Here is a 25078-nt window from a genome sequence, read left to right as displayed (position 1 = left end):
TGCTGTGCCGAGAAATCGACCTCTGCAAGCACTGTCGGAACGGGATTATCCAAATCCATAACACGCTTTGCTTCAAGGTTCTCATAGCCCTGCGGCGTATGCGTACCGCAGTAAACGGTTGGATTGTTTCTGACAAACTCACGCACACGGTCAAGTGTTTCTCTTGCCGCTGAGAGATCATCAAATACTATGGACAACTTGTTCTCATAGAGAGCTTCGTCCACATAGGTAATATCGCCGTGAAGCATATAGAACAGCCCGTCGCTTTCGACTATAATAATGCTGTTGCCGTTGGTGTGTCCCTTAGCCTTGATGAGATAAACACCCTCAGCGATCTTCTGACTTTCGGGGAAGTTGTGATACGCTCCGTCCGAAAAGTTAACAGGCACGATGTTATCAAGTCCCTGCAATTCATCGGCGGAAACTTCATCGGCGTTCACATATATCTTAGCATTCGGGAAAGATCTCAGTTCTCCCGAATGATCGCCGTGCTTGTGTGTGAGCAGTATCTTCGTGACCTGTTCGGGCTTGTAGCCAAGTGCCTTGAAAGCGTCCATGTAACTGCAAATATCCTTGCCTGTAAAGATAGGACTGTTCTCATCGGGTACTTCTTCGGGTGTTCCGGCTGGCAGACCTGTATCAACAAGGATAACTTCATCGCCTGTGTCAATCAGGTAGTTCTGCAAGCTGCCGCGATAGCGGATATTCTTGTCAAACTTATCTGCACCGTCCTCGCCGCCGAATACGAATGGCTGAGAATAGAATCCGTCTTTTCTGAATTTAACTGCTTTGATTTCCATAATATAGCTCCTTCCAGATCATTTTTGTGCAAAGGGCTGCCGACAACCGACCGACAGCCCCATATCGTTCTTACTTTTCAGCAGGCTCCCACTTGCATCTCACGAGAGATACGATAGAAGCATCCTTCTTCATTGCGGTCATGGTCTTGTCAACGACCTTGCGGTCAAGACCTGTTAACTCTGCGATCTTTCCTGCGTTCAGCGGTTCGCCTGCCTTCTTCATTGCTTCGAGTATCTGCTGCTTTTCATTCATGATATATACCTCCTGTTTCATTTATCGCATATCGTCATTCTGTATGCAATCTATGATTCTATTATATCCTCAAAACATAGCAGATGCAAGCTATAATAATGCCCGAACATCTCATAATGAGACATTCAGGCAAAATCCTCTCATTTTATATCCAGATACTTTTTTAGCGGTTCGGGAACTGAATTTTCAAACAGTTTTGCAAGATGTTCGGGAGTGCAGTCGATCTCGCCGAGCAGCCACTCACATGCAGTTTGCACCGTTCCGAACACATACACCTTTACATATATTACAAGGTCAGATGTTAGCTCCGTAATTTCCGAGTTATGAAGTATGCAGTTGGACAAATGTTTGATATTGGCACTTGCAAAATACCGCACGAATGAATCCATACCGCTTGTATGCAGAAGAAGATTTTTCATGTACTTTCTGTTTTCATCAAAAAAGCGCATTCCATCTGTCAGAGTATCCTTCCATTCATAACCATTCTTGCCGACCTTCTCCATGATCTCCGAGGTGCGCTGAACGTAATCAAAGGCGATCAGATCATACTTGTCCTTGAAGTGGCGATAGAATGTCGCGGGAGAATAATCGCAGTTATACACGATATCCTTAATGGTGATCTTATCTATTGGCACTGTCTCGGCAAGCTCACGGAAGGACTCGGCGAGTATTTCTTTGGCAGTCTTGCGTTTCATGGTAACACCTCGGTCATTTGTTTTTACCATTATACCATACCACCGGAGAAAGGTCAATCAGCAGAACTAATGATGCTGTCGTTTCCGTGAAATTCTTTTCCTTTGCATCCACAAGCATCAAAGTGCCATTGCTTTTTTCAGATACTCCGCCGTTCTCGACTGTTCACATTTCAGCAGTTCCTCCGGCGTACCGCAGAACATGACCTGACCGCCGTTTGAGCCGCCTTCCGGTCCCATGTCGATGATGTAGTCAGCCTGTGCGATGAGTTCAAGGCGATGCTCTACAATAATGACCGTGTTGCCGTTCTGAACGAGCTTTCGCAGGAGTGCAAGGAGCTTTTCGATATCTTTGCCGTGAAGTCCCGTACTCGGCTCATCAAGGACATAGACCTCGCCCTGTTTGTGCAGCTCGCTTGCGAGTTTCACACGCTGTACCTCGCCGCCCGAAAGCGTACTTGTGGGCTGACCGAGGGTGAGATAACCAAGACCTACATCAATCATACTTTGCAGTGCAGAGCGTATCTTCCTGCTGTCAAAGAAGTCCATAGCTTGCTCGATCGTCAGGCTCATGACCTCCTCGATGTTCATACCTTTGTAGGTATAGGAAAGCGCAGTCGGGTTATAGCGATGACCGCCGCACTCTTCACAGGGAACGACAACAGGCTCGGCAAACGCCATATCGTAGGTGATCTGTCCCGTACCTTTGCAGACCGCACATCCTCCCTTTGAATTGTAGCTGAACCAGCTCGCAGCAACGCCGTTTTCCTTGCCGAACAGCTTTCTGATCTCATCCATAACGCCTGTGTATGTCGCAGGCGTGGAACGGATCGAAGTGCCTATCGCTTTCTGGTCGATGACGATAGCATTGGGATTACGGCGTACAAATTCATGGCATACAAGCGAGCTTTTGCCCGAACCTGCAACGCCCGTAACGGCAGTCAGAACGCCTTTTGGTATGGTCACGGTCACATTTTTCAGATTGTGACAATGGGCGTTTTCTATCGGGAAGCCCTCTGACCATTGCAGCGGTGAGGTGTTGAGCTGCATCTTCTGCTGTATCATCTGCGCTGTCAGAGTATCCGCAGATCTCAAGCCGTTCAGATCGCCCTCATACACGATCCTGCCGCCCTGTGTTCCTGCATTTTCGCCAAGTTCGATGATATGGTCTGCAAGCTCTATCATCTGACGGCTGTGCTCCACGATGAACACGTTGTTGTGCTTGTCGCGCAGATCAATGAGCAGTTTCCCGATGCGCTCCGCATCGGCAGGGTGAAGTCCGGCAGTCGGCTCATCGAAGATGTAGGTGATGTTGGAAAGGCTGCTGCCGAGGTTGCGCACCATTTTGATACGCTGTAATTCACCGCCGGAAAGCGTATCTGTTCTTCTTGAAAATGAAAGATATCCGATGCCCACATCTATCATTCTTTGGATATACGCCCTGATCTGCTTTGCAAGGGAAATCCCTCTCGGCTCGGTGATCTCATCAAGCACAGGCAGAAGCTCGGTAACTGTCATATCCATATAGTCCACGATATTCCGTCCGTTGATCTTTGAAGCGAGTGCGGCAGGATTCAAGCCTGTACCGCCGCAGGTCGGGCAATGCCCTTTCTCAACAAGGGACATGATCTCGTCCTGCAAACTCTGTTTGAGCTTTGTGATGTCACGGCGAAGATACAGCCGATAGAAACGAGGGATAACGCCCTCATAATCCACCTTATCCACACGCCCCGTGTTGTTGGAGCGTATCTCGACCTGCACTTTCTCTTTTGCGCCGTATCTGAGTATCTCCATTTCCTCCGCTGAGAAGTCACGCAGTTTTTTGTGCGGATCAAGCAGCGGATTATTCTGATACAGGTAAGTCTGCCAGCCCGCCGAGAACTGACTGAACTGCAAAGCACCCTCCGCAAGAGTTTTGTCCGGATCGAACATTTTATCCTCGATCAGAACGAGCTGTTCACCGATACCGGTGCAGTCGGGACACATACCCATCGGGTGATTGAAGCTGTACGCCATTGAACCGCCTGCCGATGGCTGACCGATACGGGAAAACAGCAGGCGCACAAGCGGAGCAACGTCGATCGCAGTGCCGACCGTTGAGCGTGAACTTGCGCCCATAGCCCGCTGATCGACAACGATTGACGGTGTGAGGTTTCGTATTTCCTCTACTTTCGGACGTTCGTAGTGCGGCATCTTGTTACGCAGAAACAGCGGATAGGAGCTTTGCCATTCTCTTGCGCTTTCCACCGCTATCGTATCAAAGGCGAGGGAGCTTTTCCCTGAGCCCGAAACGCCTGCGAATACCACGAGCTGTCCTTTCGGTATGGTTACGCTGATGTGCTTCAGGTTGTTTTCATGTGCGCCGATGATCTCAATATTGTCGTTTCGTTCGTTCATTTCTGCGCCTCCTACAAGATACTTATCCAGTGTAATATAGGTCAATTATACCATACCACCGGAGAAAGGTCAATCAGCAGAAAGAAATCTCTCTTCAGACTTCCGCTTCTCAATGCTCTGACAGCAGTAGTACTTGCTTTATTATAAAAGACCAGCTCCGTGAGGAGCTGGCCTTTTTGTATCGTTATACTGCCTTTCGTCGTGTGCATTTCATGTGCATTCCGTGTGCATAACACCTGTTTTTGCTGCACACAAAACTGCAAAAATGCATTTAAAACTGTTTTCTACAGGCTTTATCGTTCCTGCAGGAGCAGAAGAATTAACACTATCATTCTTTGACCTTTCCTTCTTTAAGCCTTGTCAGGTAATCCTTCGTCTCGGAAGACACAACTCCTGAGAGAAGTATAATCGCAATTACATTCGGGATAGCCATGAGTCCGTTGAAAATATCAGCAATGTTCCATACAGCTTCAACCGCAAGATACGGTCCTATAAACACAGCAGCGATGTAGATCCATCTGTATATCGAAGCGATCTTCTTATTTGCCCCTGTAAGATAAGAAAGACATCTTTCAGAATAGTAGTTCCAGCCAAGAATAGTCGTGAATGCGAATACAGCCAGACATGACATCAGTATGAAAGATGATACTCTCTCGCTAAACGGCAGACCGTAATCAAAGGCGTCCATCGTTATCATTACGCCTTTAAGTTCTGATGTGTTATGGCTGCCTGACATGATTATTGCAAGTCCGGTCATGGTACATACTATGATGGTATCAATAAAAGTACCTGTCATTGTAACAAGTCCCTGACGAACAGGCTCATTGGTCTTTGCAGCAGCTGCTGCTATGGGAGCTGAGCCGAGACCTGCTTCATTCGAGAAGATACCTCTTGCTACACCATTCTTCATTGCGTACATCATCACAGTACCGGCCGCACCGCCTGCAGCTGCTTTCAGGCTGAAAGCTCCCTTGATGATTGAAGCAATAGCCAAAGGAATCTCTGTGATATGACAGAAAATAATAGTCATGCAGCAGCCCACATATGCCACTATCATGACAGGTACTACGACTTCTGAAACCGTAGCAATACGCTTGATGCCACCTATAATGATTAGTGCAGACAGCAGAGTTATGAGAGCGCCGGCAATTACTGTTGTCCATGTATAATCCATACCAAATATTGAAACCGTATGGCTTTGCTGAGGATCGAAGAAATTGTTTGCGGCAGAGGTTATACCGTTTATCTGCGTTATCGTACCGATGCCCATGATACCGGCAAGTAGCCCGAACAGTGCAAACATTTTTCCAAGCCATTTCCAGTTTTTACCGAGTCCATTTTCAATATAATAGAAAGGACCGCCGAGAATATTTCCGTTTTCGTCCTTGACACGATATTTTACAGCGAGGAGTCCCTCAGCGTATTTTGTTGCCATACCGAAAAATGCAGCAAGCTCCATCCAGAATAGTGCTCCTGCACCTCCTGCTGCAATAGCAGTTGCTACACCGACTATATTTCCTGTTCCGACTGTTGCGGAAAGTGCGGTACACAAAGCTGCGAAACTGGAGACTTCACCGTTTCCGTCTTCCTCATTCTTCACCATGTACTTTAATGCTTTTCCAAGCTTGTGAATCTGTAGAAATTTCAGCCTTACCGTAAGCAGAATACCACAAGCCATAATGAGGATGATAAGCGGAAGTCCCCACACATAGCTATCTATCTGGCTTGTTATATCATTTATCTTCTCCATTGACACATCTCCTGTAATGTCCGTAAATAAAGCCTTGTTCTCATTATTATTAAGAGCAAGGCTTTTTATTATAGCCGCAGCTTATTGGACTGCAATAACCTTGTATCCGAGATTTTCGATCTCTTTCACCAAAGTTTCATCGGCTACTTCTTTATCATACTTTACAACTGCCTGCTTCTTTCTGAGATCAAGCTTTGCAGATACGCCGTCAATACTGTTGATTGCACGTTTCACACGACTTGTGCAGCTTTCGCAGTGCATACCGTCGATCTTGAACACTTTCGTATTGATGACAGTTCCGGAAAGCTTCTTATCAGGTTCTTTTATAGTTGAACCACCACCGCAGCAACCGCCTTCACCTTTCAGGTGCTTGAGCGAACTCTTTAAAGCAAAGATAAGAATCATAGCCAATACAGCAACGATAATAACGTTACCCATTTTTATTCCTCTCCAATAAACGTATAATCCTGAGCTTCGATAGCTGCCTTGATAACGTCAATGGATACATCTTTGCTGAGTGTGATAACAGCGGTATCTGTGTTGTGGTCTGGAGCAGCGCTCTCGATTCCGTCGATTGCTTCAAGAGTTTTCTTTACCCTTGCCTCACAGTGTCCACACATCATACCTTCGATCTTTAATGTCTTTGTCATAGCTTTTTCCTCCATTTTTGGTATTTGTTTTTTATTTTCTTATCATGACTTGCGTCATGAATCTTGACTAAGTTAAGTCTGAGAGCGTTCATACACACGCAGAAGCTCGACATTGCCATAGCTGCCGCACCGTATGCAGGCTTCATTTCAATACCGTACAAGCCTATCGCAAGCGGTATGCACACGGCATTGTAGATGAATGCCCAGAACAGGTTCTCGTGAATATTCCTTATGGTTGCTCTGCTGAGACGTATCGCCGCTGAAACATCGGTCAGCCTGTTCTTCATAACAACGATATCTGCCGCATCTATGGCAACATCCGCGCCCGCACCGATCGCAATGCCCGTATCAGCAGTCGTCAGAGCAGGAGCATCGTTGATTCCATCACCGACCATTATGACCTTGCCATGCTTTTTCAGTTCGGATATTTTGTTTGACTTGCCATCGGGAAGAACGCCTGCGATGACATTGTCAACGCCTGCCTGTATTCCTATGGCATTAGCTGTGCGCTCGTTGTCGCCGGTGAGCATATACACGTTTATTCCCATGCCTTTCAGCTCTTTTATCGCCTCTGCCGAGTCGCTTTTTATCGTATCTGCAACAGCGATGATACCTATGAACTTACCACTCTTTGCAAACAGCAGGGGAGTCTTTCCTTCGTCGGAAAGTGCGGTAGCTTTTGCGGTAAAGTCCGAAGGAATCTCATACTTCTGCGAGATATACTTATAGTTGCCGCCTTCGAGGACTTCCCCGTCAAGGACAGCCGAAAGGCCATTTCCGGCAAGAGCCTTGAAGTCTGTGACTTCAGGAATGGTCATTCCAGTTGTTCTTGCAATTACCGCTTTAGCAAGAGGGTGTTCACTTTTTGCTTCAAGAGCCGCAGCGTATGTGAGAAGCTCCTTTTCGGTGATGCCGTTTGGGATAATATCCGTAACATCGGGCTTGCCTTCGGTTATAGTTCCTGTCTTGTCAAGTGCGACTATATTCGCCCTGCCGACTGCTTCGAGTGAAGTGGCAGTCTTGTAGAGCACACCGTTTTTCGCACCGACACCGCTTCCTACCATTATAGCAACGGGAGTTGCAAGTCCGAGAGCACATGGACAGCTTATAACCAGCACGGATATTGCTCTTGCTATGGCAAAGCTGAACTCCTTTCCTGCAATCAGCCAACCGATCAGCGTCAGTGTAGCTATTGCCATAACAGCCGGAACGAATATCCCCGATACCTTATCTGCTATTCGGGCGATAGGGGCCTTTGTAGCGGCTGCATCAGAAACTGTTTTTATTATCTGCGAGAGTGTAGTATCTTCTCCGACTCTCGTAGCACGGCAGCGGATATAGCCCGACTTGTTTATTGTAGCTGCCGATACCGCGGAGCCTTCTTCCTTGTCAATAGGAATACTTTCGCCCGTGAGTGCGGATTCATCTACCGAAGATGTTCCATACACAACAACTCCGTCAGCGGGAATACTTGCACCGGGCTTAACTGCAAAAATGTCGCCCTCACGGACTTCCTCGATACCAACTTCATGCTCCTCGCCGTCCTGATAGAGAACGGCTGTTTTCGGGGCAAGCTTCATAAGTCCTTTCAGCGCATTGGTCGTCCGTCCCTTTGACATGGATTCGAGCATTTTTCCCACTGTGATAAGTGTGGGTATCATGGCTGCAGACTCAAAATACAGATTCATCCCGTATTTCATGACAGTCTCATGGTCACCGTTGCCCTGTGCAAGAATCATGATGAACAACTCGACCAGAGAATACCCGAATGAAGCGCTTGAACCCAAGGCAACAAGAGTATCCATGTTAGGATGTCCACTGAAAAGTGATTTGAAGCCGTTTGTGAAAAATTTAGCATTTATCATCATGATGATGATAGCTAGAAGCATCTCGAATACGCCTAAAAATACATGATTATCAAATGCCGCTGGTGCAGGGAATCCCCACATCATGTGTCCCATTGAGAAGTACATCAGAATTAAAAGCACTATCACGGATTTTATCAGACGTTTTCTCAGCTTCGGCGTTTCCGTATCCTTCAGCATATCATCATTGGCTGCCACTGTTTTAGCTTGTGCTCCCTTTTTTGAAGCACCGTAGCCTGCATTCTCAACAGCTTTTATTATGTCTGCTTCCGATGCTGTGCCCTCAACTCCCATTGAATTTGTGAGCATACTGACCGCACAGCTCTGAACTCCCGGAACAGCTGATACTGCTTTTTCAACTCTTGCACTGCAAGCTGCACAGCTCATCCCTGTTACATTATATTGCTCCATTTGAGCTCCTTTCAAATTATTTCATTATCTTCTGCAATGTAGTTACAAGCTCATCTATGACCTCGTCTTTACCTGCACGAATATCATTGACCACGCAGCTTTTCATATGTGAAGCGAGAAGCTCCTTGTTAAAGCTGTTCAGTGCGCTGTTTATAGCCGATACCTGTGTAAGTATATCAGGACAATAGGCATCATTTTCCAGCATCCTTTCAACTCCACGAACTTGTCCCTCTATTCTTTTCAGACGGTTCATCAGAGACTTGAATTCATCATCACTTCGTTTCTTCTTGCGCTCACAGCAAACAACTTCAGCCTTCTGCTCTGATGAGCAGTTACATTCTTTATCTTTCATGATTATCACTCCTTTATATACCCCTACAGGGTATCTCTTAAATATCATTATATACCCTCATGGGGTATTTGTCAAGAGGTTTCAAATATTTTTTTATGATTAAACTTTTGAAACTGACTTGAAGACATCCGTGAGATACTGTAATAGACAATTCATTCGGTATATAGCGTAATAGCGATAAAACGCGTGATTTTACAAGAGTTGTAATCTATTAAGTTTTAGTTGTCAACCTTTTAAGTACAGAATGGTTGATATTTATGATATGCAGTGCTATAATATTGACCGGAGGAAATGATTGACATTGAAGGATTCAAGAAGTTCGCATACGAACACGGAATATTCAGCAGAACTTTCCTGAAATATATGTATGCGATGGTTCCTTATGTGATAGGCGAATCCGAGCTTATTCAGATACTTGAGACCATGAAGCTTGGTTTGCGTAATTGTCCTTTCCTTGAATACACGTATATATCCCGTTTTGCTAATGCTTCCATTTAATTCATTATAAAAAGATCAGCTCCCTCGCGGGAGCTGTCTTCTTTCGTATCGTTATACTGCCTTTCGTCGTGTGCATTTCATGTGCATTCCGTGTGCATAACACCTTTTTTTGCTGCACACGAATCTGCAAAAATGCATTTAAAACTGTTTCATACAGGTAAGAGAAAAGCCTGTATTTCGGTGCTTTCCTCGAAATACAGGCTTTGTCGTTCTGGCAGGGGCAGAAGGACTTGAACCCTCGGCACGCGGTTTTGGAGCAGAGCCCGACGTTTTTCAGGACGTGTCAGCACATTCCAATTGGTGTCGGAACGCATCAGCCTGTCAGGCGATAAATGGCTGTGTTTAGCCAAGTGTAACAATCGAAGCTCCGCTAATGCCTGTGTTAACGTATTTGACTGATAGCAACATCTGAGCAAAAATCGTGAAAAAAAGTCTCAAAAGTGTTAGAAAAGTGTTAGATACGATTGTGAACGGTTTTTGTGTACACCGTTAACGAAATATGTATAATTCCGCTTCAGCAACAAAAAAATCTGAGGAATGAGGAAGTATAATGAAAGACATAAGTTACACCGATTGGGAGCTAACTTCAGCACAGATAAGGACGGTCGTAAAGCTCCGAAAGCTGTATTCAAATTACCCTGACGCACTCGGTACAAAGGACGTAATGAAGATGCTGGGAGTCGGCAGAGCTACTGTATTGAACCTGAAAAACTGTGGTATGCTGCGTCACTATAACTTAGGCAATCGCCTGATATATCCGAAAGAATGGGTGCTTGAGTACCTTGCGGTCTACGCTGTCAGCGATAAACCAAATGTCCGTGACTATCAGCGTGAAGTGCTCCGCTACTGCCGCACTCGCAGAACGATAACCGAGATAGCACAGCATCTCAATCTCGGTGCAGGATTTTGCCGGGACTACCTGCTGAAACCGCTGTGCGAACATGGTGAACTGATTTGCGAGCCCGATAAACGAGAAGTGAAACGTCATTGCTATAAGGCGGTCAGATAAAAGCAAAGCAAGCAGCTTGTATCAAGAATAGCTGCTTGCTTTTTTATTGCACGGATTACGGCTGCCCAAATTCTGCTAAATATAGCGGTTGCATAAACCTTATCAATTATTGCGGTCGAATTATTTTTTAAGAGTTCTCATGAGTTCAAATCTTACGTTTAGTGCCGGTAGTATTCACAAATGATATATCATATTGTTACTCTTCTTCAAGTTTATGAAACTCATCGATTCGCAGCTCACGTTTCAATTCTTCCTCAGTCGGCAGATAGGTAAAATACTTTGAAGCGAATATCTGGTTGTTGCCTTCAGGCAGAGTGTATTTCACGACAGCATCGTTCTTTTCTGCACACAGCACAATGCCGATAGGCGGATTATCGCCTTCGTTCATAAGTTCTCTTGTGTAGTAGTTGACATACATCTGCATCTGTCCCAAATCTTGATGTGTGAGTTTGTCAGTTTTGAGGTCAAACAACACGAAGCATTTGAGGATATAATTGTAAAACACAAGGTCAATGAAAAAGTCCTGACCGTCAAGCGTAAATCGCTTTTGCCTTGACACAAAGGAAAAGCCGCGTCCAAGCTCTAAAAGGAACTGCTGCAAGTGGTCTATCAGAGCTTGTTCAATGTCGCTCTCATACACATGAGTATCGGGCTTTATCTGCAAAAACTCCATGATATACGGGTCTTTTATCGCTTTCTCATACTCTGGCTTTGGCGTGCTGGTTTGTATTTCCGCTGCCACCGAGGACTTGTCCTTGCTTGCAAGCAGCCGCTGATAGTACATCGTATTGATCTGCCTTTCAAGCTGGCGGACGCTCCACGCTGATTTTGCACATTCTTCTGTGTAAAAATCACGGGCAGGCTTATCGGCTATCTTCATAAGTATGCGATAATGCGACCAGCTCAACTCGGCACACAGTGTGTGCCGATTCGGGAAACAGCTGTAAAACTGACGCATTGCACGCAGATTTCGCTCTGTAAAGCCTTTTCCGAATTCGGCGGTAAGTTTGTCAGATAGGTACTTCAAAAGATTTTTGCCATACTCAGCTCTGTCATTTTCTCCGCAAGCCTTGTATATCTGCTCGCCAATCTCCCAGTAAGCAATTACCATTGCAGTATTGACAGCGGCATACACTTTATTTTGCGCTGTTATAACAAAAGAACGTATGGAAGTATATATATCCTCTGAATTGCTCTCAGATTTTATGATTTCATTATCCATAGGGTTCGCCCTCATTTCCTGATGATACACCTATTATACCATACTTAGCCCTATTTTTCAAGAGATTTCTCGGCAAACATTCCATAAACAGAGTGTATTATTCGACAATATAATATTACCGAAAGCTATAGCAATTGTATGTTCTCTTGTGATATTGTAGTATACGAGTATAAAAATGCGATCCGTATAATCTTGTTTCAGAAAAACTCTTTGTTAATGATAAAACACTGATTTATTATTACTATAGAAACGAAACATCGAAAAATAACTTCATTGATGATAGCATAAAAGGCAGCTTGAATATCAAGCTGGTTGACAATAAACTGTCTGTTATTAAGTATATATACAGGAATACTCCTACTGATAATGACTCAATATGAAAACGAAGTGCAGGTATCGTTGAACTTACATTAATTTTTTTATATTTTATTGTAAGACTGTTTATAGATTTTAATTGACATTTGTAGCAAATTGTGCTATAATTATAATTGGTAAATTGTAATTTTTTGTAAAGGAGTGCAGAAATTATGACGCCCGAACAGAAAGCAAGAAAAATAATTGATGAAAAGCTACTAACTTCTGGTTGGACAATTCAAGATGTTAAAAGATTAAATCCTAATGCTGCTGTCGGCGTCGCTGTACGCGAATTTCCGACAGATACTGGTCCTGTTGATTACGCACTTTTCGTAAACGGAACACCAGTCGGAGTAATTGAGGCTAAGAAAAGTGAAGAAGGAGAGAATATAACAACTGTTGAAGGACAGTCTTCTCGTTATGCCAACAGCACATTTAAGTGGATCAAGTGCGAGTACAAGATAAGATTTGCTTATGAAGCTACAGATAAGCTCACTCGCTTTACTGACTACAACGATGAGAAATACCGTTCACGGACAGTGTTTTCATTCCATAGACCAGAAACATTAGCCAGTCTTATAAGAAGAAACGACACTATCAGAAACAATATGAAGCATTTCCCAGAGTTCGATGGCGCAGGCTTTCGAGATTGTCAGATTACTGCTATAAAAACTCTGGACAAGTCTTTAGCTGAGAATAAACCGAGAGCATTAGTTCAGATGGCTACAGGTGCAGGTAAGACGTTTACTGCAATAACAGCAGCATATCGTATGCTTAAATTTGGCAAAATGAACCGAATTCTCTTTCTTGTTGATACCAAGAGTCTTGGTGAGCAGGCTGAACGTGAATTTCTTGCATATCGTCCGAATGATGATAATCGTTCTTTTTCAGAAATATATGGCGTTCGCAGGCTAAAAAGTTCATACATACCGTCCGATGTACAAGTTTGTATCAGTACAATACAAAGAATGTACTCCATTCTCAGCGGAGAAGAAACTGATGAATCTATAGATGAGATCTCACTTGAAGAAGTGACTTCAATGGAAAAGAAGTCACCAAAAGAAGTAGTTTATAATGAGAAATATCCTCCTGAATTTTTCGACTGCATAATTGTAGATGAATGCCACAGATCCATTTATAATGTTTGGAATCAGGTGCTTGAATACTTCGATGCATTTATTGTTGGACTAACTGCAACTCCGGATAAACGCACTTTTGCGTATTTCAATCAGAATATTGTAAGTGAATATTCAAGGGAACAGGCTATTATTGACGGTGTAAATGTCGGCGAAGATATATTCCTTATTGAGACCAATGTTGGCAAAAATGGTGCTCATATAATGAAGCAGCTTATTGAGTCACGCAATCGTATGTCAAGAGAAAAACGCTGGAAGCAGCTTGATGAAGATGTTGACTATAAGCCGACTCAGCTTGACCGTGATATCGTAAACCCAAGCCAGATAAGGACTGTTATCAAGACATTCAAGGAAAACTTGTATACAAAGCTGTTTCCAAGGCGTAAGGAAGTTCCGAAGACCTTGATATTCGCCAAAACAGACAGCCACGCTGATGATATCATACAGATAGTTCGTGAAGAGTTTGGCGAGGGAAATGAATTTTGCAAAAAGGTAACCTATTCAGCCTCCAACCCTGAAACTGTTCTTGCAGAATTCAGAAACAGTTACTATCCGAGAATAGCTGTTACCGTTGATATGATCGCAACAGGCACCGATGTCAAGCCTATTGAATGTCTTATATTTATGCGTGATGTACGCAGCAAGAACTATTTCGAGCAAATGAAAGGTCGTGGAACGAGAACTCTCGGCAAGGACGATCTCCAAAAGGTATCACCGTCTGCGACTGAGAATAAGGATCATTTTGTTATCATTGATGCTGTTGGTGTTACAAAGTCCAAGAAAACTGAAACAAGAACACTTGAACGTAAGCCTACTGTTTCTATGAAAGAGCTCATGCTCAATGTCGCATTGGGATCAAAGGACGAAGATACTCTGACATCTCTTGCCAATCGTCTTGTACGTCTTAACAGTCAGATGACTCCGGGTGAGCGTAAGGAATTTGAGGAGAATGTCGGAACACCTGCAGGTAAACTCGCTGAAGCTCTCCTCAATGCCTTTGACGAAGAGGTAATAAAACAAACAGCGGTCGACACATTTCAGGTCGCTGAACCTGATGAAGAACAGCTGAATGAAGCTAAGAAAGCAATGATCGCTGACACGGTAAAGCCTTTCTATGATCCTGATACAAGGGACTTCATCGAAAACATACGCAGAAGTCATGAGCAGATAATTGATAATGTAAACCTTGACACTGTTCTGTTCGCAGATTTTGATTCCGAGCAGGAAAAGAACGTTGACAGGACTATCCAGACATTCCATGAATTTATAGAAGAAAACAAGGACGAGATTATTGCACTCCGTATCATTTATAACGAGAGCTACAAAAATCGTCCTATGGCGATAGCAAGCCTGAAAAAGCTGTATGAAAAGCTGAAAAACAAGGGCATCACTGTCGAGCGCCTGTGGGACTGCTACGCCATAAAGAAGCCTGATAAGGTAAAGCGTGGCACTATGGCTCAACTTACTGATCTTATATCCATAATACGCTTTGAAATGGGATATGCCGATAATTTGCAGCCTTTTGCGGACAAGGTCAACTATAATTTCATGCAATGGACTCTCCGCAGGAATGCAGGTGCGGTTCATTTCACAGAGGAGCAAATGGAGTGGCTCAGGCTTATAAAAGACCATATCATAGCTTCTCTCAGCATTGAGCCCGACGACCTTGACCTCAACCCCTTTGACCATAAAGGCGGTCTCGGCAGATTCTATGAGGTTTTCGGAGACAGCTATGAAGAGATTTTGATAGAAATGAATGAGGTATTGGTAGCATAAAGGAGGATTATTATGGGACTATATGAAGGTATAAAAGATGCGATAGGTCTTGCTCAAAAAGCTGATAACGCAGATTTGATTAAACAGCTTCTTGATTTAGGCGCACAAGCTCTTGAAATGCAGGATGAGATAAGAAAGCTTAAAGAAGAAAACGAAGAATTGAAAAAGGCTAATGATATAGAAAGCAGAATAATAATGCATAAAGAGAACTACATCACTCTTAAAGATGATGCAGAGGAGATACATTATTGTTCAAATTGCTGGGGATTAAACCACAAACTAATACCTAAAACTGAAACTGGATGTTATGAATGCAATAGAAAGTGGCTTGAAGCTACAAGAAGATGATGTCTTATCTGTTATGGCTTCATTTCCTGTTTTGAATAATTATCAATTAGAGTAGATGAGGTTTGACATCATAGAGGAGGATTATCATGACAATATATGAAATAATTTCACTTGTTATTTCTGTAGTAGCAATACTTATTCCTTTTTTTCAAATGATATGGAAGAAAGTATTTCAAAAACCTAAGATAAAGTATTACACTGATGAAAAATCAATGATTTTCTTTAACCGAAGCGGATCTTATATTAAAATAAATGGAGTAATTGAAGCGATGAACCAGCCTGTTTCAATTAAAAGGATAGACGCTGTTATTACAAGGACAAAAGACGGAAAGAAAAAGAATCTTACATGGTCGAGTTTTATATCTCCGATCAATCAGAACTTTATAGGCAATTTCACACAAACTACCGAAGTTGCACACCCTTTTCGAATTCCTGAAAATAGTATTTCGTGTGCTTTTACAGAGTTTTCAGATGAATTCCAGTCAAGTTGGAAAAGCATTAACCTTAATACCAAGGATTTATATAGTAGTGTGAAAACAATTATAAACAGTGAAAAAAACTACGAAGAATGCGAAAAGGAGTATAAGTCAAGTGATTTTTATAACGAAGCAAAACAAAAGGTAACCACCGAATTCTTTTGGGAAATAAGTAAATATGATTTGAAAATTATCATTTCTTATCTAAATAAAAAGAAAGAGTATAATTATCAATTTGAAATAGATTCAAGTGATAATTATTCATTGAATAATAACATCGAAGAAGTGCTTCTTTATCCTTTGAAACAAGAATTTAAGATTCCAACAACTATAAATACTGCCGAAGTTGAATTGCATGAAAAAAACTAAGGATAACTATATGATGAAAAAAATAGAAGAAATAATCCAGATTAGTAAAGGAAAAAAGCCAAAGCTAATCTCAAAAGTTCTTGAAAAAGGGCTTATGCCTTATGTTGATATAAAAGCATTTGAGCAAAAAATAATTGATAATTATACTGATGGTGAGAAGTGCCTACCTTGTGAATATGGTGATTTGCTTATTGTTTGCGACGGTTCTCGTTCAGGATTGGTAGGCAGAGCTGTTAAAGGTTACGTTGGTTCTACTCTTGCCAGAATAGATATTGATAAATCTGTTCTTCCGGAATATATTTATCATTTTATTCAAGGAAAATATATACAGCTCAATACAAGTATTAAAGGAACTGGAACTCCTCATCTTAATCAGGAGTTACTAAAGTCTTTTGAGTTGTATGTTCCGTCCCTCGAAGACCAACACCGCATAGTTACCCGAATCGAGGAGCTTTTCTCTCAGCTTGACAGCGGCGTTGAAACGCTGAAAAAGACTAAGGAACAGCTGAAAGTGTATCGGCAGGCGGTGCTGAAAGAGGCGTTTGAAGGAGAATTGACCAAACAATGGAGAAAAGAGAATAAACTTAATAATAATTGGAAAAAAACAGATATAAATGACTTAATCGAAAAAGACAAAAACGCATTAAAAGCAGGTCCATTTGGTTCTTCATTAAAAAAAGAGTGCTATACTAAAAATGGTTTTAAAATATATGGTCAAGAACAAGTTATAGCAGGTGATGAAGAAATCGGAAATTACTACATAAGCGAAGAAAAATATCGGGAATTAATTACATGTAAAGTTAAACCGCAAGATGTTCTTATTAGCCTTGTAGGAACTGTCGGAAAAATACTTGTTCTATCCAATAATTGTAAACCTGGCATTATCAATCCAAGATTAATAAAGGTTTCTCTGGATAAAAGTAAAATGATGCCTATGTTTTTTAAGTATTATTTTGAGAGTAGTTATTTAAGGGCATTATACAAAGAAAAAGCTCATGGTGCAACAATGGATGTGCTAAACAAAAAAATGATTCAGGAATTACCTTTTCCATGGTGCCCAATTAGCGAACAGGTTCAAGTAATTCAAGAAATAGAATCCCGCCTGTCCGTCTGCGACAGCATAGAAAAAACAATAGATACAGCTTTACAGGAAGCCGAGGCTCTCAGGCAGAGCATTCTGAAACAGGCTTTTGAAGGAGGATTATAATGTCATTAATTATAGCAATAAACACATATGAAGGTATAGTCATGGCAAGTGATAGCCGTTCAACTGGTTCATTAACTCAAGCATATCCTGATGGAAGTATAAGACATGCTTTGGGTTCACAAATAACCGATACAACTTATAAAACATTTTTAATTAATGACAAAATAGGCATATCTACTTGCGGAGATGGTTCAATAAATGGAATTCCAATATCAAAATATATAGAACATTTTATCTCTGAAAAAACCAATCAGGAATCAACTATTGAAACAATATCGCAAGATTTAGTCACCTTTTTTGATTCTATTGCACCTTGCTTGAATTTGCATTTTTTAGTTGCGGGATATCAAGATTATAAAATATTTATTAATCATATTAAACTCGAAAACAAAAATGCGGGACTTCCTGTAATTGAAAAAATAAATTCAGGCTCACCTGGTGCTGTATGGGATGGTGAATTTTTAATTCTATCGAAGTTATTAACCCCTATGTACATAAAGAATCAGGATGATTATATTCCTTTACCTTCAAATGTAATCAATTGGCAGTATTTTACACTGCAAGATGCTATTGATTTTGCTAAATATGCTATCGATGTAACAATAAAAACTATGGCATTTCAAAACTGTGTTAAAACTGTTGGCGGTCCAATTGATATACTGGTTATAAAGCATGATAGAGCATTCTGGATTGCTCATAAAGAGCTTCATGAATAAAGACAAAATTCTACTGTGAGTTAAATAATTATTGATAATTAAAAGCTTTTGAGTTTATTAAACTTTAAGGAGTGATAAAATGATTATTGAAGGAATAGGTGCAACAACTCATGAAGATCGTCATAACTGTAGATTGACAAAAGAAGCTCTTGAAAACTTTGCAAGTCAAATAAATAACGGAAAATACGTTCCATCAGTTGGCATTGAACATGACAGTACTTTAATGCCTATTGGAAAGACTATAAATGCCAAAATCGTGGAACTTGATGATGGTGAATTTGCAGTTATGGTTCAGCAGGAGACATTTGAGAAATTTGAAAGACTCTCTATTTCTCAACTTGGGAATGTATATATTACTTCTTCAGAATATGATAATAGACCATTTGCAGATACTGAGCCATTTGAGTATGAAAAAAATAGAATCGAGTTAGACCCTGTAAATTTTGAATATAAAGATTTTAAAGATGTCTGTACAGAATTGGAACAAAAAAAGGATGTCGAATGCAAAGTAATGATGCGAAAATCGCTAATTCCTGATCCTGAAATTGTTCTTAATCTTGTTGCTGGGTCTTTTCTTGTTTTGTGCGGAAAGAAAACATTAGAAAAAACGGCTGAAAGATTATCGGATAATATTTCTGAAGATATTTCAAATACATATAATAAAATTAAGGAACTTTTAGTCTTAGCCTCAAGTCGAATTATTCCTAAAAATAGACCAATAACATATATTCTCAAAGAGAATAGAGGCTATATTTTAGAATTAATAATTCGAACTAATGATACTAATATACTATTTCATGCTTTATCAACTGAAGTTATTTCATCTGTTGATGAAAACATTGACCAATTCAAATCGATATTTGACGAACCAACATATAAAATCCAGTTCATATTTAATGAAGAGATTTCAAAGTGGGAATTTAATTATTTATCGACTTCTAAAGGAAAAGTTATTGGTTCTGAAAAGTGTTATAAGAAAACAATTGAATTGAGTAAACATTATTTAGAAAAAATGCGAAAAAATAGTCAGGAGTAAATTATGTCAGAAACTTCATCAACCATAATATCAAAAGTATGGGGAATGTGCGGCCCTTTACGTGATGACGGCGTTTCCTACGGCGACTACCTGGAACAGCTTACATATCTTATATTTCTAAAAATGTCCGATGAATACTCACGCCCGCCATATAAGCGCAATACAGGTATCCCAGAAGGATACGGCTGGAATGACATGAGCCTGCTGAAAGGTGCTGAGCTTGAGGACAAGTATCGTGAAATACTTGAAAAACTCGGTGAACAAGGCGGTATCCTCGGTAAGATATTCAAAGGTGCTACAAACAAAATAAGCAACGCTGCTATCCTCAGCCGCATCGTTGCAATGATCGACAAGGAGAAATGGGTGTCCATGTCCTCTGATGTCAAGGGCGAGATCTATGAAGGACTTCTCCAGAAGAACGCCGAGGATATAAAAAGCGGTGCCGGACAATACTTCACTCCCCGTCCGCTTATAAAAGCTATGGTAAAGTGTATTCGCCCCGAGCCAATGAAAACTGTTGCGGATCCTTGCTGCGGAAGCGGCGGTTTCTTGCTCGCAGCACAGGATTATATAGCTAATCCTGATAATTATTCTCTTGATCGTGAGCAAAAGGAGTTCCTCAAATCCGAGGCTTTTCATGGTAATGAGATAGTTCCTACTACATTCAAACTCTGCCTGATGAATCTGTATCTTCATAATATAGGCGATATTTATGGTAATATCCCTGTTACTCTCGGAGATGCACTTCTTATGGATTCGGGCGAGAGATATGATTATGTGCTGACTAATCCGCCGTTTGGCAAGAAATCCTCTATTACCTTTACAAATGAGGAAGGTGAACAGGAGGACGAAGATCTCGTATATAATCGTCAGGACTTCTGGACAACAAGTTCCAATAAGCAGCTCAACTTTGTTCAGCACATCAATACTATACTGAAGTCTACCGGTAAGGCTGCTGTGGTCGTACCTGATAATGTGCTTTTCGAAGGCGGTGCAGGCGAAACAGTCCGCAGAAAACTGCTTGAAACTACGGACTTACACACGATTCTGAGATTACCGACAGGCATCTTCTATAAACCGGGTGTTAAGGCTAACGTTATCTTTTTTGATAAGCGCCCGGCAAGTCCGGAGATGCAGACGAAAGAAGTATGGATATACGACTTCCGCACTAATATCCACTTTACATTAAAGCAGCATCCGATGACAGAGGCAGACCTTGAAGACTTCATTAAATGCTATAACCCTGAGAATCGATATGAGCGATCGGAAACATGGAGTGAAGATAATCCTGAAGGACGTTTCCGCAAATACAGCATTGATAAGATATTGAAACGAGACAAGTTGAGTCTGGATATCTTCTGGATTAAAGATAAGTCACTTGCTGACCTTGATAATCTGCCTCCTGCCGATGAACTTGCGGACGATATTATAGAAAATCTTCAAGGAGCACTTGATAGTTTTAAAGATTTGAAGGCTCAATTGAATTAAACGTTATTCGAAATTCATTAAGGAGATTAGAAAATGCCAGATAATGACGTTTATAAACAAAAAACACTAGATTCTGCACTTAATACAATATCAGAAAAAATGGAAGCCATTTTTAATGATACAGACATTAATAAGAATAAAAATCGAAGAAGATGGGTATGGGAACTGCTTCAAAACGCATCTGATTGTTATGATGATAAACCTGTGAATGTTTGTATTAATTCTACAGAGTCTAATGTAACATTTATGCATAGTGGAAAATGCTTCAATAAAGAAAACTTAATTGATCTATTCACTCAAATATCCGCCAAAAGGACAAATGAAGAAAAAACAGGTAAATTTGGTACAGGTTTTATTTCCACACATTTATTAGCTACAAAAGTCAGAATAAAAGGTGCATATCAATCATATGACAATAAGTTAAGAAAACTGAATATATTACTAGATCGTAGTTCTCAAGATTATAATGAGCTTCGCAATTCAATCAGCACAGCTCTTGATAATATTGATAATTTAGAGAATAACGAAGAAATTGGCAATGATTTGTATAATACAATTTTTGAATATAATTATGATGATTCAGAAATACGTATTTCGAAAGAGGAATTTCAACGTGCATGTAATGAAGCATATGCTGACTGGGAGTCCACCATTCCTTTTGTTCTCGCATTTTCAGATAAATTGGGTACTGTTAAGTTTAACAATATTATTGTAAACAAAAGAATTGTAAGATCATGTAGTAATTATAAAATAATAAACATTAATTTTAATAGAGAAAATGATAAATGTTTTAAAACAATCACTATTCGAGTAGAATTTCAAGGTTCAACATCAATAGCTTGTTTATTAGGAAGAAATGATGATGGAAAACATTATTTCGATGATATATCAAGGCATCCCAAATTATTCTGTGCTTTTCCGTTGATTGGCACGGAGAATTTTCCTTTTCCTATTATTATTAATGATAGTAGTTTTTATGTAACCAAAGAACGCGATAACATACTAATAAACCAAGAGTGTAATATTAGAATATTAAACACTGCTCTTAGTCTATATGAAAACTTACTGAATGGTGCAGCAAGGAATCACGTTGAAAAAGGATTTAATATTTGTCAGATTATAGATGATGACTTAATTGATAATGAACTATTAAACTATAAGAAAAAAGTGCAAAACCTTTATTTTCAAGCACCAATAATTAAAGCCGTAACTCCAGATGGCGATGAGTCATTTTACTCCATTGATGATGTTTTGATACCATATTACGAACAAAATCCATCTGGCTTTTGGTTTTTAGTTCATAAAACAGTTAATTGTCCAATTCCAAATGAAGCTGAGCTTATCAACTGGAAAAAAGTTTGTCCTAACAATATGGAAAAAAGTGTATTCACTTTAAATAAGTTGCTTAACTGCATAAAGAACTGGGAAATTAATAGTGATACGCCATTAATTCTTAATGAATTATACAAACTATGTTGGAATCAAGAAAAAAACGATTTCAGTCAAAAGATGATTTTTTTGAATCAAAAAAACGAATTTAAGGAGCATGATATTTTCACCCATCTATACTATGATGATACAGATGAAGAACTAAAAGAAATTCTTTGCAATTTAGGTGGTAATGTGGAAGAAGAATTAATTAATAAAAATCTTATGCGTTACCCAGTATTTGAATCAAGGAATAACAATTACATCGCTGAAAAAATCAGTAGTAAGATTAGAGAAGAATTAGCAAGAGAAAACAGTCAGACAAATTACAGCCGCGATAATGAAATGCAACAAATTTTCAATAAACTAATTATTTGGTTTTTGAAGCATTCAGAAGAAGCAAAGCAATTATTCCCTGATATATATGAAAAACAGCATTTATTATGCAAACCAGAAGATACAATAAAGAAATTAGAGATTGCCAATCAAGTTGAAACCGCTATGGAGAATAACAATCTAAGCATGGATCAATTAGACTCCATTATTTCAAGCATAGGAAAATTAGCCCAACTGCTTAATGAAGATAAGGAACTTCCAGAAGAAACTAAGAAATTGCTCAAACACATAACTTCTCATAGTCCATATTCAGCACAAAGAGTTCAAGAGATGATTGAAAGAAGTATCGGAAATGTTTACGATGAATTAAAGAAAAATCCCAAATATAGTGTGAGTGAAACACTGGAAGAATGGAAAAATGGCCGTGCCTCCAATACCGTTTTTTTTGCCAAAAAAGAAAGTAACGACATAAGAATCATAGTTAGACCAAGAGATTATAATAAAGTAATCTTCTTTGAAGAAGCCGAATTTGATGCAGTAGATGATTACGAATATGAATTATGGACGGATGACGGGAAAAGTGTTAAACAAATCACCTTAAAAGACTTATTAAAAACTACAGGAATAACATGTTTCCCATTAAAGAATTTATATAAGTGAGGAATAATAGATGTATGAAGTCATTATGAAGTATTTAGAAGACTATAGTGAAATAAAGAATGCTGTATTTGTTTATCCTGCTAAAGACTTAGATTATCTTGGACGTTTGACATGTTCTTTCATGAATTCAAATGGAGGAACAATCGTATTTGGAGTAGAAGATACTGGCGTTTCAATCATAATAAAAGGTTCACATTATGATATAACTGGCGTTTCGGAAAAGCTAAAAAAATTGCTTCCGGATTATTGTGATCTTATTAGATATGGAAATTGTAGTATATATGGTGAAAAGATAGATTATATTACCGTATCGCCATCAAAAAATAAAGTCGCTTTAAATGGCATAGCATATTACTATGACGATGATTCGCATTTAGCTGTTGAAAAAAAAGATATAAATATATTTTTATCGTACTGCTGGAATGACAGTAAGATAGCCGATATCATTGATAGAGACTTACCATTTAAGAATAAGCGCATTAATATTGTTCGTGATACCAGAGAATTAGTATATAAAGATAGCATCGAGAAATATATGCAAACGATTAAGGAACAGGATTATGTTTTATCCTTAATTAGTGATGCATATTTAAAATCTAAGAATTGTATGTATGAAATTTGTGAACTTATGAGAGATCGCAATTATATGGATAGATTGCTTTTTATAGTTCTTTCTGATGACGATATAAACAAATATTGTAATAGAGAACAAGGCGGAGCCCATATTTTTAATGATGCAGACAGTATCAATTATAACCTATATTGGGCAAATAAAGCAAGAGAATATAAAGGAAAAATAGACCAGATTCCGGAAGGGAAAGCGAAAACCACACTTGAAAACACATATCATATGTTTACAACCATAAACGATAATTTAGCTTCTTTTATTAATCAGCTAAAAACGAGATTATGTGTGAATTTCAAGCAAGTGGTTGATTCTGATTATAAGGATATACTTAGATTCTTGGAATAATAGTTCATGCTATTATAAAATAACCTTCACCCTACACACCCCAAAGCACTGCTTGTCACGTTCAAGCAGAGTGTCAGGGAACATATTGAGCCACTTGTGGCTGAAGCTGGTATTTCCGAAGTAAGCATCAAAGTTGGACACAGGCAGGATAACATAGTCTGAATCAGCAGGCTTGTTGTCAATACAGTAAGCGATAACTTTTTCCGCAACCTCATACGGCAGCCCGTCAGGCAGAAGCGCCTGTATACGCGCCTTCTCATCATCAGAAAAGGAAACTGTCTTATCCGCCAGCGGTCCGAGCTCCAGAGCGTCCGCCAATACATCATCAAACCGCAGTACCCACGCACCTTTGGTCTCGGGCGAATAGAGTGACACCTGATACTGCTTGACCTTATCTCTCCATGCTGCGTCAAATCTGTTTTTCAACGGCTCAGCGTTGAAGAGAGTAGTCTTGCTCATGTTTTCGCTGTTCTTGGTGATGAACTTTTCGACCTTGTGAACGTGCCTGTAAAACCAGCCTTTTCCCGTCTTATCCACCAATTCGGGAAACTCCTCATGAAGGTCACTGAAATCAGTTTTGAACTGCCACGCCTCTTTCGGAGCGGCAGTTTTTTTGTCGGGGATACTGCACCACGCACACAGAGCTCGCCGTGCATAGTCCACATCGGGAGCACCATTTCTGAACATATATCCGCGGGCGATTATAGTCAGCACGCGGCTCAGACCTGTGAAGTCCTTCATCATTTCAAAGCTGAAACGTCCGAGGAAGGAGAGGTCCCGCTTGCCGCTGCATTTGTAAACGGGCTTGCCCGTATAAGCCCTGAATTCTTCAATTTCGTTCAGCATTATTTCTCCCTCCTGACGTGCTTTTCGATC

General features: G+C 40.4%; 18 protein-coding genes and 2 pseudogenes. 10 read left to right on the top strand and 10 right to left on the bottom strand.

Annotation, left to right across the window (positions count from 1 at the left end):
* Nucleotides 1-110 precede the first annotated feature (110 nt).
* The 8 genes and pseudogenes from Q0Y65_RS03555 to Q0Y65_RS03520 form a co-directional block, all read right to left on the bottom strand.
* Nucleotides 111-800 (bottom strand): annotated as a pseudogene (locus Q0Y65_RS03555) (MBL fold metallo-hydrolase); the annotation flags it as partial.
* A gap of 70 nt (nt 801-870) precedes the next feature.
* A complete protein-coding gene (locus Q0Y65_RS03550; RefSeq protein WP_297957139.1) occupies nt 871-1053 on the bottom strand; it encodes a transcriptional regulator in 183 nt (60 codons plus the stop codon).
* Nucleotides 1054-1193: 140 nt separating this feature from the next.
* Nucleotides 1194-1748, bottom strand: a complete 555-nt coding sequence (locus Q0Y65_RS03545; protein WP_297957136.1) for a TetR/AcrR family transcriptional regulator C-terminal domain-containing protein — start codon at nt 1746-1748, stop codon at nt 1194-1196.
* 117 nt (nt 1749-1865) lie between these two features.
* Complete coding sequence (locus Q0Y65_RS03540) at nt 1866-4142, bottom strand: excinuclease ABC subunit UvrA (RefSeq protein WP_297957134.1); 2277 nt, start codon at nt 4140-4142, stop codon at nt 1866-1868.
* 328 nt (nt 4143-4470) lie between these two features.
* Entirely contained in the window at nt 4471-5892 is a 1422-nt protein-coding gene (locus Q0Y65_RS03535; RefSeq protein ID WP_297957131.1) for a sodium:alanine symporter family protein, read from the bottom strand.
* Between the two features lie 81 nt (nt 5893-5973).
* Entirely contained in the window at nt 5974-6330 is a 357-nt protein-coding gene (locus Q0Y65_RS03530) for a heavy-metal-associated domain-containing protein (RefSeq protein WP_297957128.1), read from the bottom strand.
* Between the two features lie 2 nt (nt 6331-6332).
* Nucleotides 6333-8818, bottom strand: a pseudogene (locus Q0Y65_RS03525) (heavy metal translocating P-type ATPase).
* A gap of 16 nt (nt 8819-8834) precedes the next feature.
* Complete coding sequence (locus Q0Y65_RS03520) at nt 8835-9170, bottom strand: metal-sensing transcriptional repressor (RefSeq protein WP_297957125.1); 336 nt, start codon at nt 9168-9170, stop codon at nt 8835-8837.
* A gap of 1048 nt (nt 9171-10218) precedes the next feature.
* On the opposite strand from Q0Y65_RS03520, the gene Q0Y65_RS03510 reads away from it, so the two are divergent.
* A complete protein-coding gene (locus tag Q0Y65_RS03510; protein ID WP_297957123.1) occupies nt 10219-10677 on the top strand; it encodes a helix-turn-helix domain-containing protein in 459 nt (152 codons plus the stop codon).
* Nucleotides 10678-10873: 196 nt separating this feature from the next.
* Here Q0Y65_RS03510 and Q0Y65_RS03505 read toward each other — a convergent pair whose 3' ends face one another.
* Entirely contained in the window at nt 10874-11899 is a 1026-nt protein-coding gene (locus Q0Y65_RS03505) for a YhcG family protein (RefSeq protein ID WP_297957120.1), read from the bottom strand.
* A gap of 527 nt (nt 11900-12426) precedes the next feature.
* On the opposite strand from Q0Y65_RS03505, the gene Q0Y65_RS03500 reads away from it, so the two are divergent.
* The 9 genes from Q0Y65_RS03500 (at nt 12427) to Q0Y65_RS03460 (ending at nt 24202) form a co-directional block, all read left to right on the top strand.
* Nucleotides 12427-15165, top strand: coding sequence for a type I restriction-modification enzyme R subunit C-terminal domain-containing protein (locus tag Q0Y65_RS03500; protein WP_297957118.1), 2739 nt, complete (start codon nt 12427-12429; stop codon nt 15163-15165).
* 12 nt (nt 15166-15177) lie between these two features.
* Nucleotides 15178-15513 carry a hypothetical protein gene (locus Q0Y65_RS03495; RefSeq protein WP_297957116.1) on the top strand — a complete coding sequence of 112 codons (336 nt, stop codon included), beginning with the start codon at nt 15178-15180 and terminating at the stop codon, nt 15511-15513.
* Between the two features lie 86 nt (nt 15514-15599).
* Nucleotides 15600-16358: a hypothetical protein gene (locus tag Q0Y65_RS03490; RefSeq protein ID WP_297957113.1), complete on the top strand. Its 759-nt coding sequence runs from the start codon at nt 15600-15602 to the stop codon at nt 16356-16358.
* Entirely contained in the window at nt 16345-17565 is a 1221-nt protein-coding gene (locus Q0Y65_RS03485) for a restriction endonuclease subunit S (RefSeq protein WP_297957111.1), read from the top strand. The genes Q0Y65_RS03490 and Q0Y65_RS03485 overlap by 14 nt, the downstream gene beginning before the upstream one ends.
* Nucleotides 17565-18281 (top strand): hypothetical protein, encoded by a 717-nt coding sequence (locus tag Q0Y65_RS03480; protein WP_297957108.1) that lies wholly within the window; start codon nt 17565-17567, stop codon nt 18279-18281. Before Q0Y65_RS03485 ends, Q0Y65_RS03480 begins: the two co-directional genes overlap by 1 nt.
* Before the next feature lie 79 nt (nt 18282-18360).
* Nucleotides 18361-19317, top strand: a complete 957-nt coding sequence (locus Q0Y65_RS03475; protein WP_297957105.1) for a hypothetical protein — start codon at nt 18361-18363, stop codon at nt 19315-19317.
* 3 nt (nt 19318-19320) lie between these two features.
* Nucleotides 19321-20805, top strand: a complete 1485-nt coding sequence (locus Q0Y65_RS03470; protein WP_297957102.1) for a class I SAM-dependent DNA methyltransferase — start codon at nt 19321-19323, stop codon at nt 20803-20805.
* A gap of 33 nt (nt 20806-20838) precedes the next feature.
* Nucleotides 20839-23229, top strand: a complete 2391-nt coding sequence (locus Q0Y65_RS03465) for a sacsin N-terminal ATP-binding-like domain-containing protein (protein ID WP_297957099.1) — start codon at nt 20839-20841, stop codon at nt 23227-23229.
* Nucleotides 23230-23239: 10 nt separating this feature from the next.
* Nucleotides 23240-24202: a TIR domain-containing protein gene (locus Q0Y65_RS03460; RefSeq protein ID WP_297957096.1), complete on the top strand. Its 963-nt coding sequence runs from the start codon at nt 23240-23242 to the stop codon at nt 24200-24202.
* A 12-nt stretch (nt 24203-24214) separates the two neighbouring features.
* On the opposite strand, the gene Q0Y65_RS03455 is transcribed toward Q0Y65_RS03460, so the two are convergent.
* A complete protein-coding gene (locus tag Q0Y65_RS03455; protein WP_297957091.1) occupies nt 24215-25048 on the bottom strand; it encodes a hypothetical protein in 834 nt (277 codons plus the stop codon).
* Nucleotides 25049-25078: the final 30 nt, after the last annotated feature.

The organism is uncultured Ruminococcus sp., assembly GCF_947301925.1.
Lineage (GTDB): Bacteria > Bacillota > Clostridia > Oscillospirales > Ruminococcaceae > Ruminococcus.
This window is presented reverse-complemented; position numbering and strand designations above follow the sequence as displayed.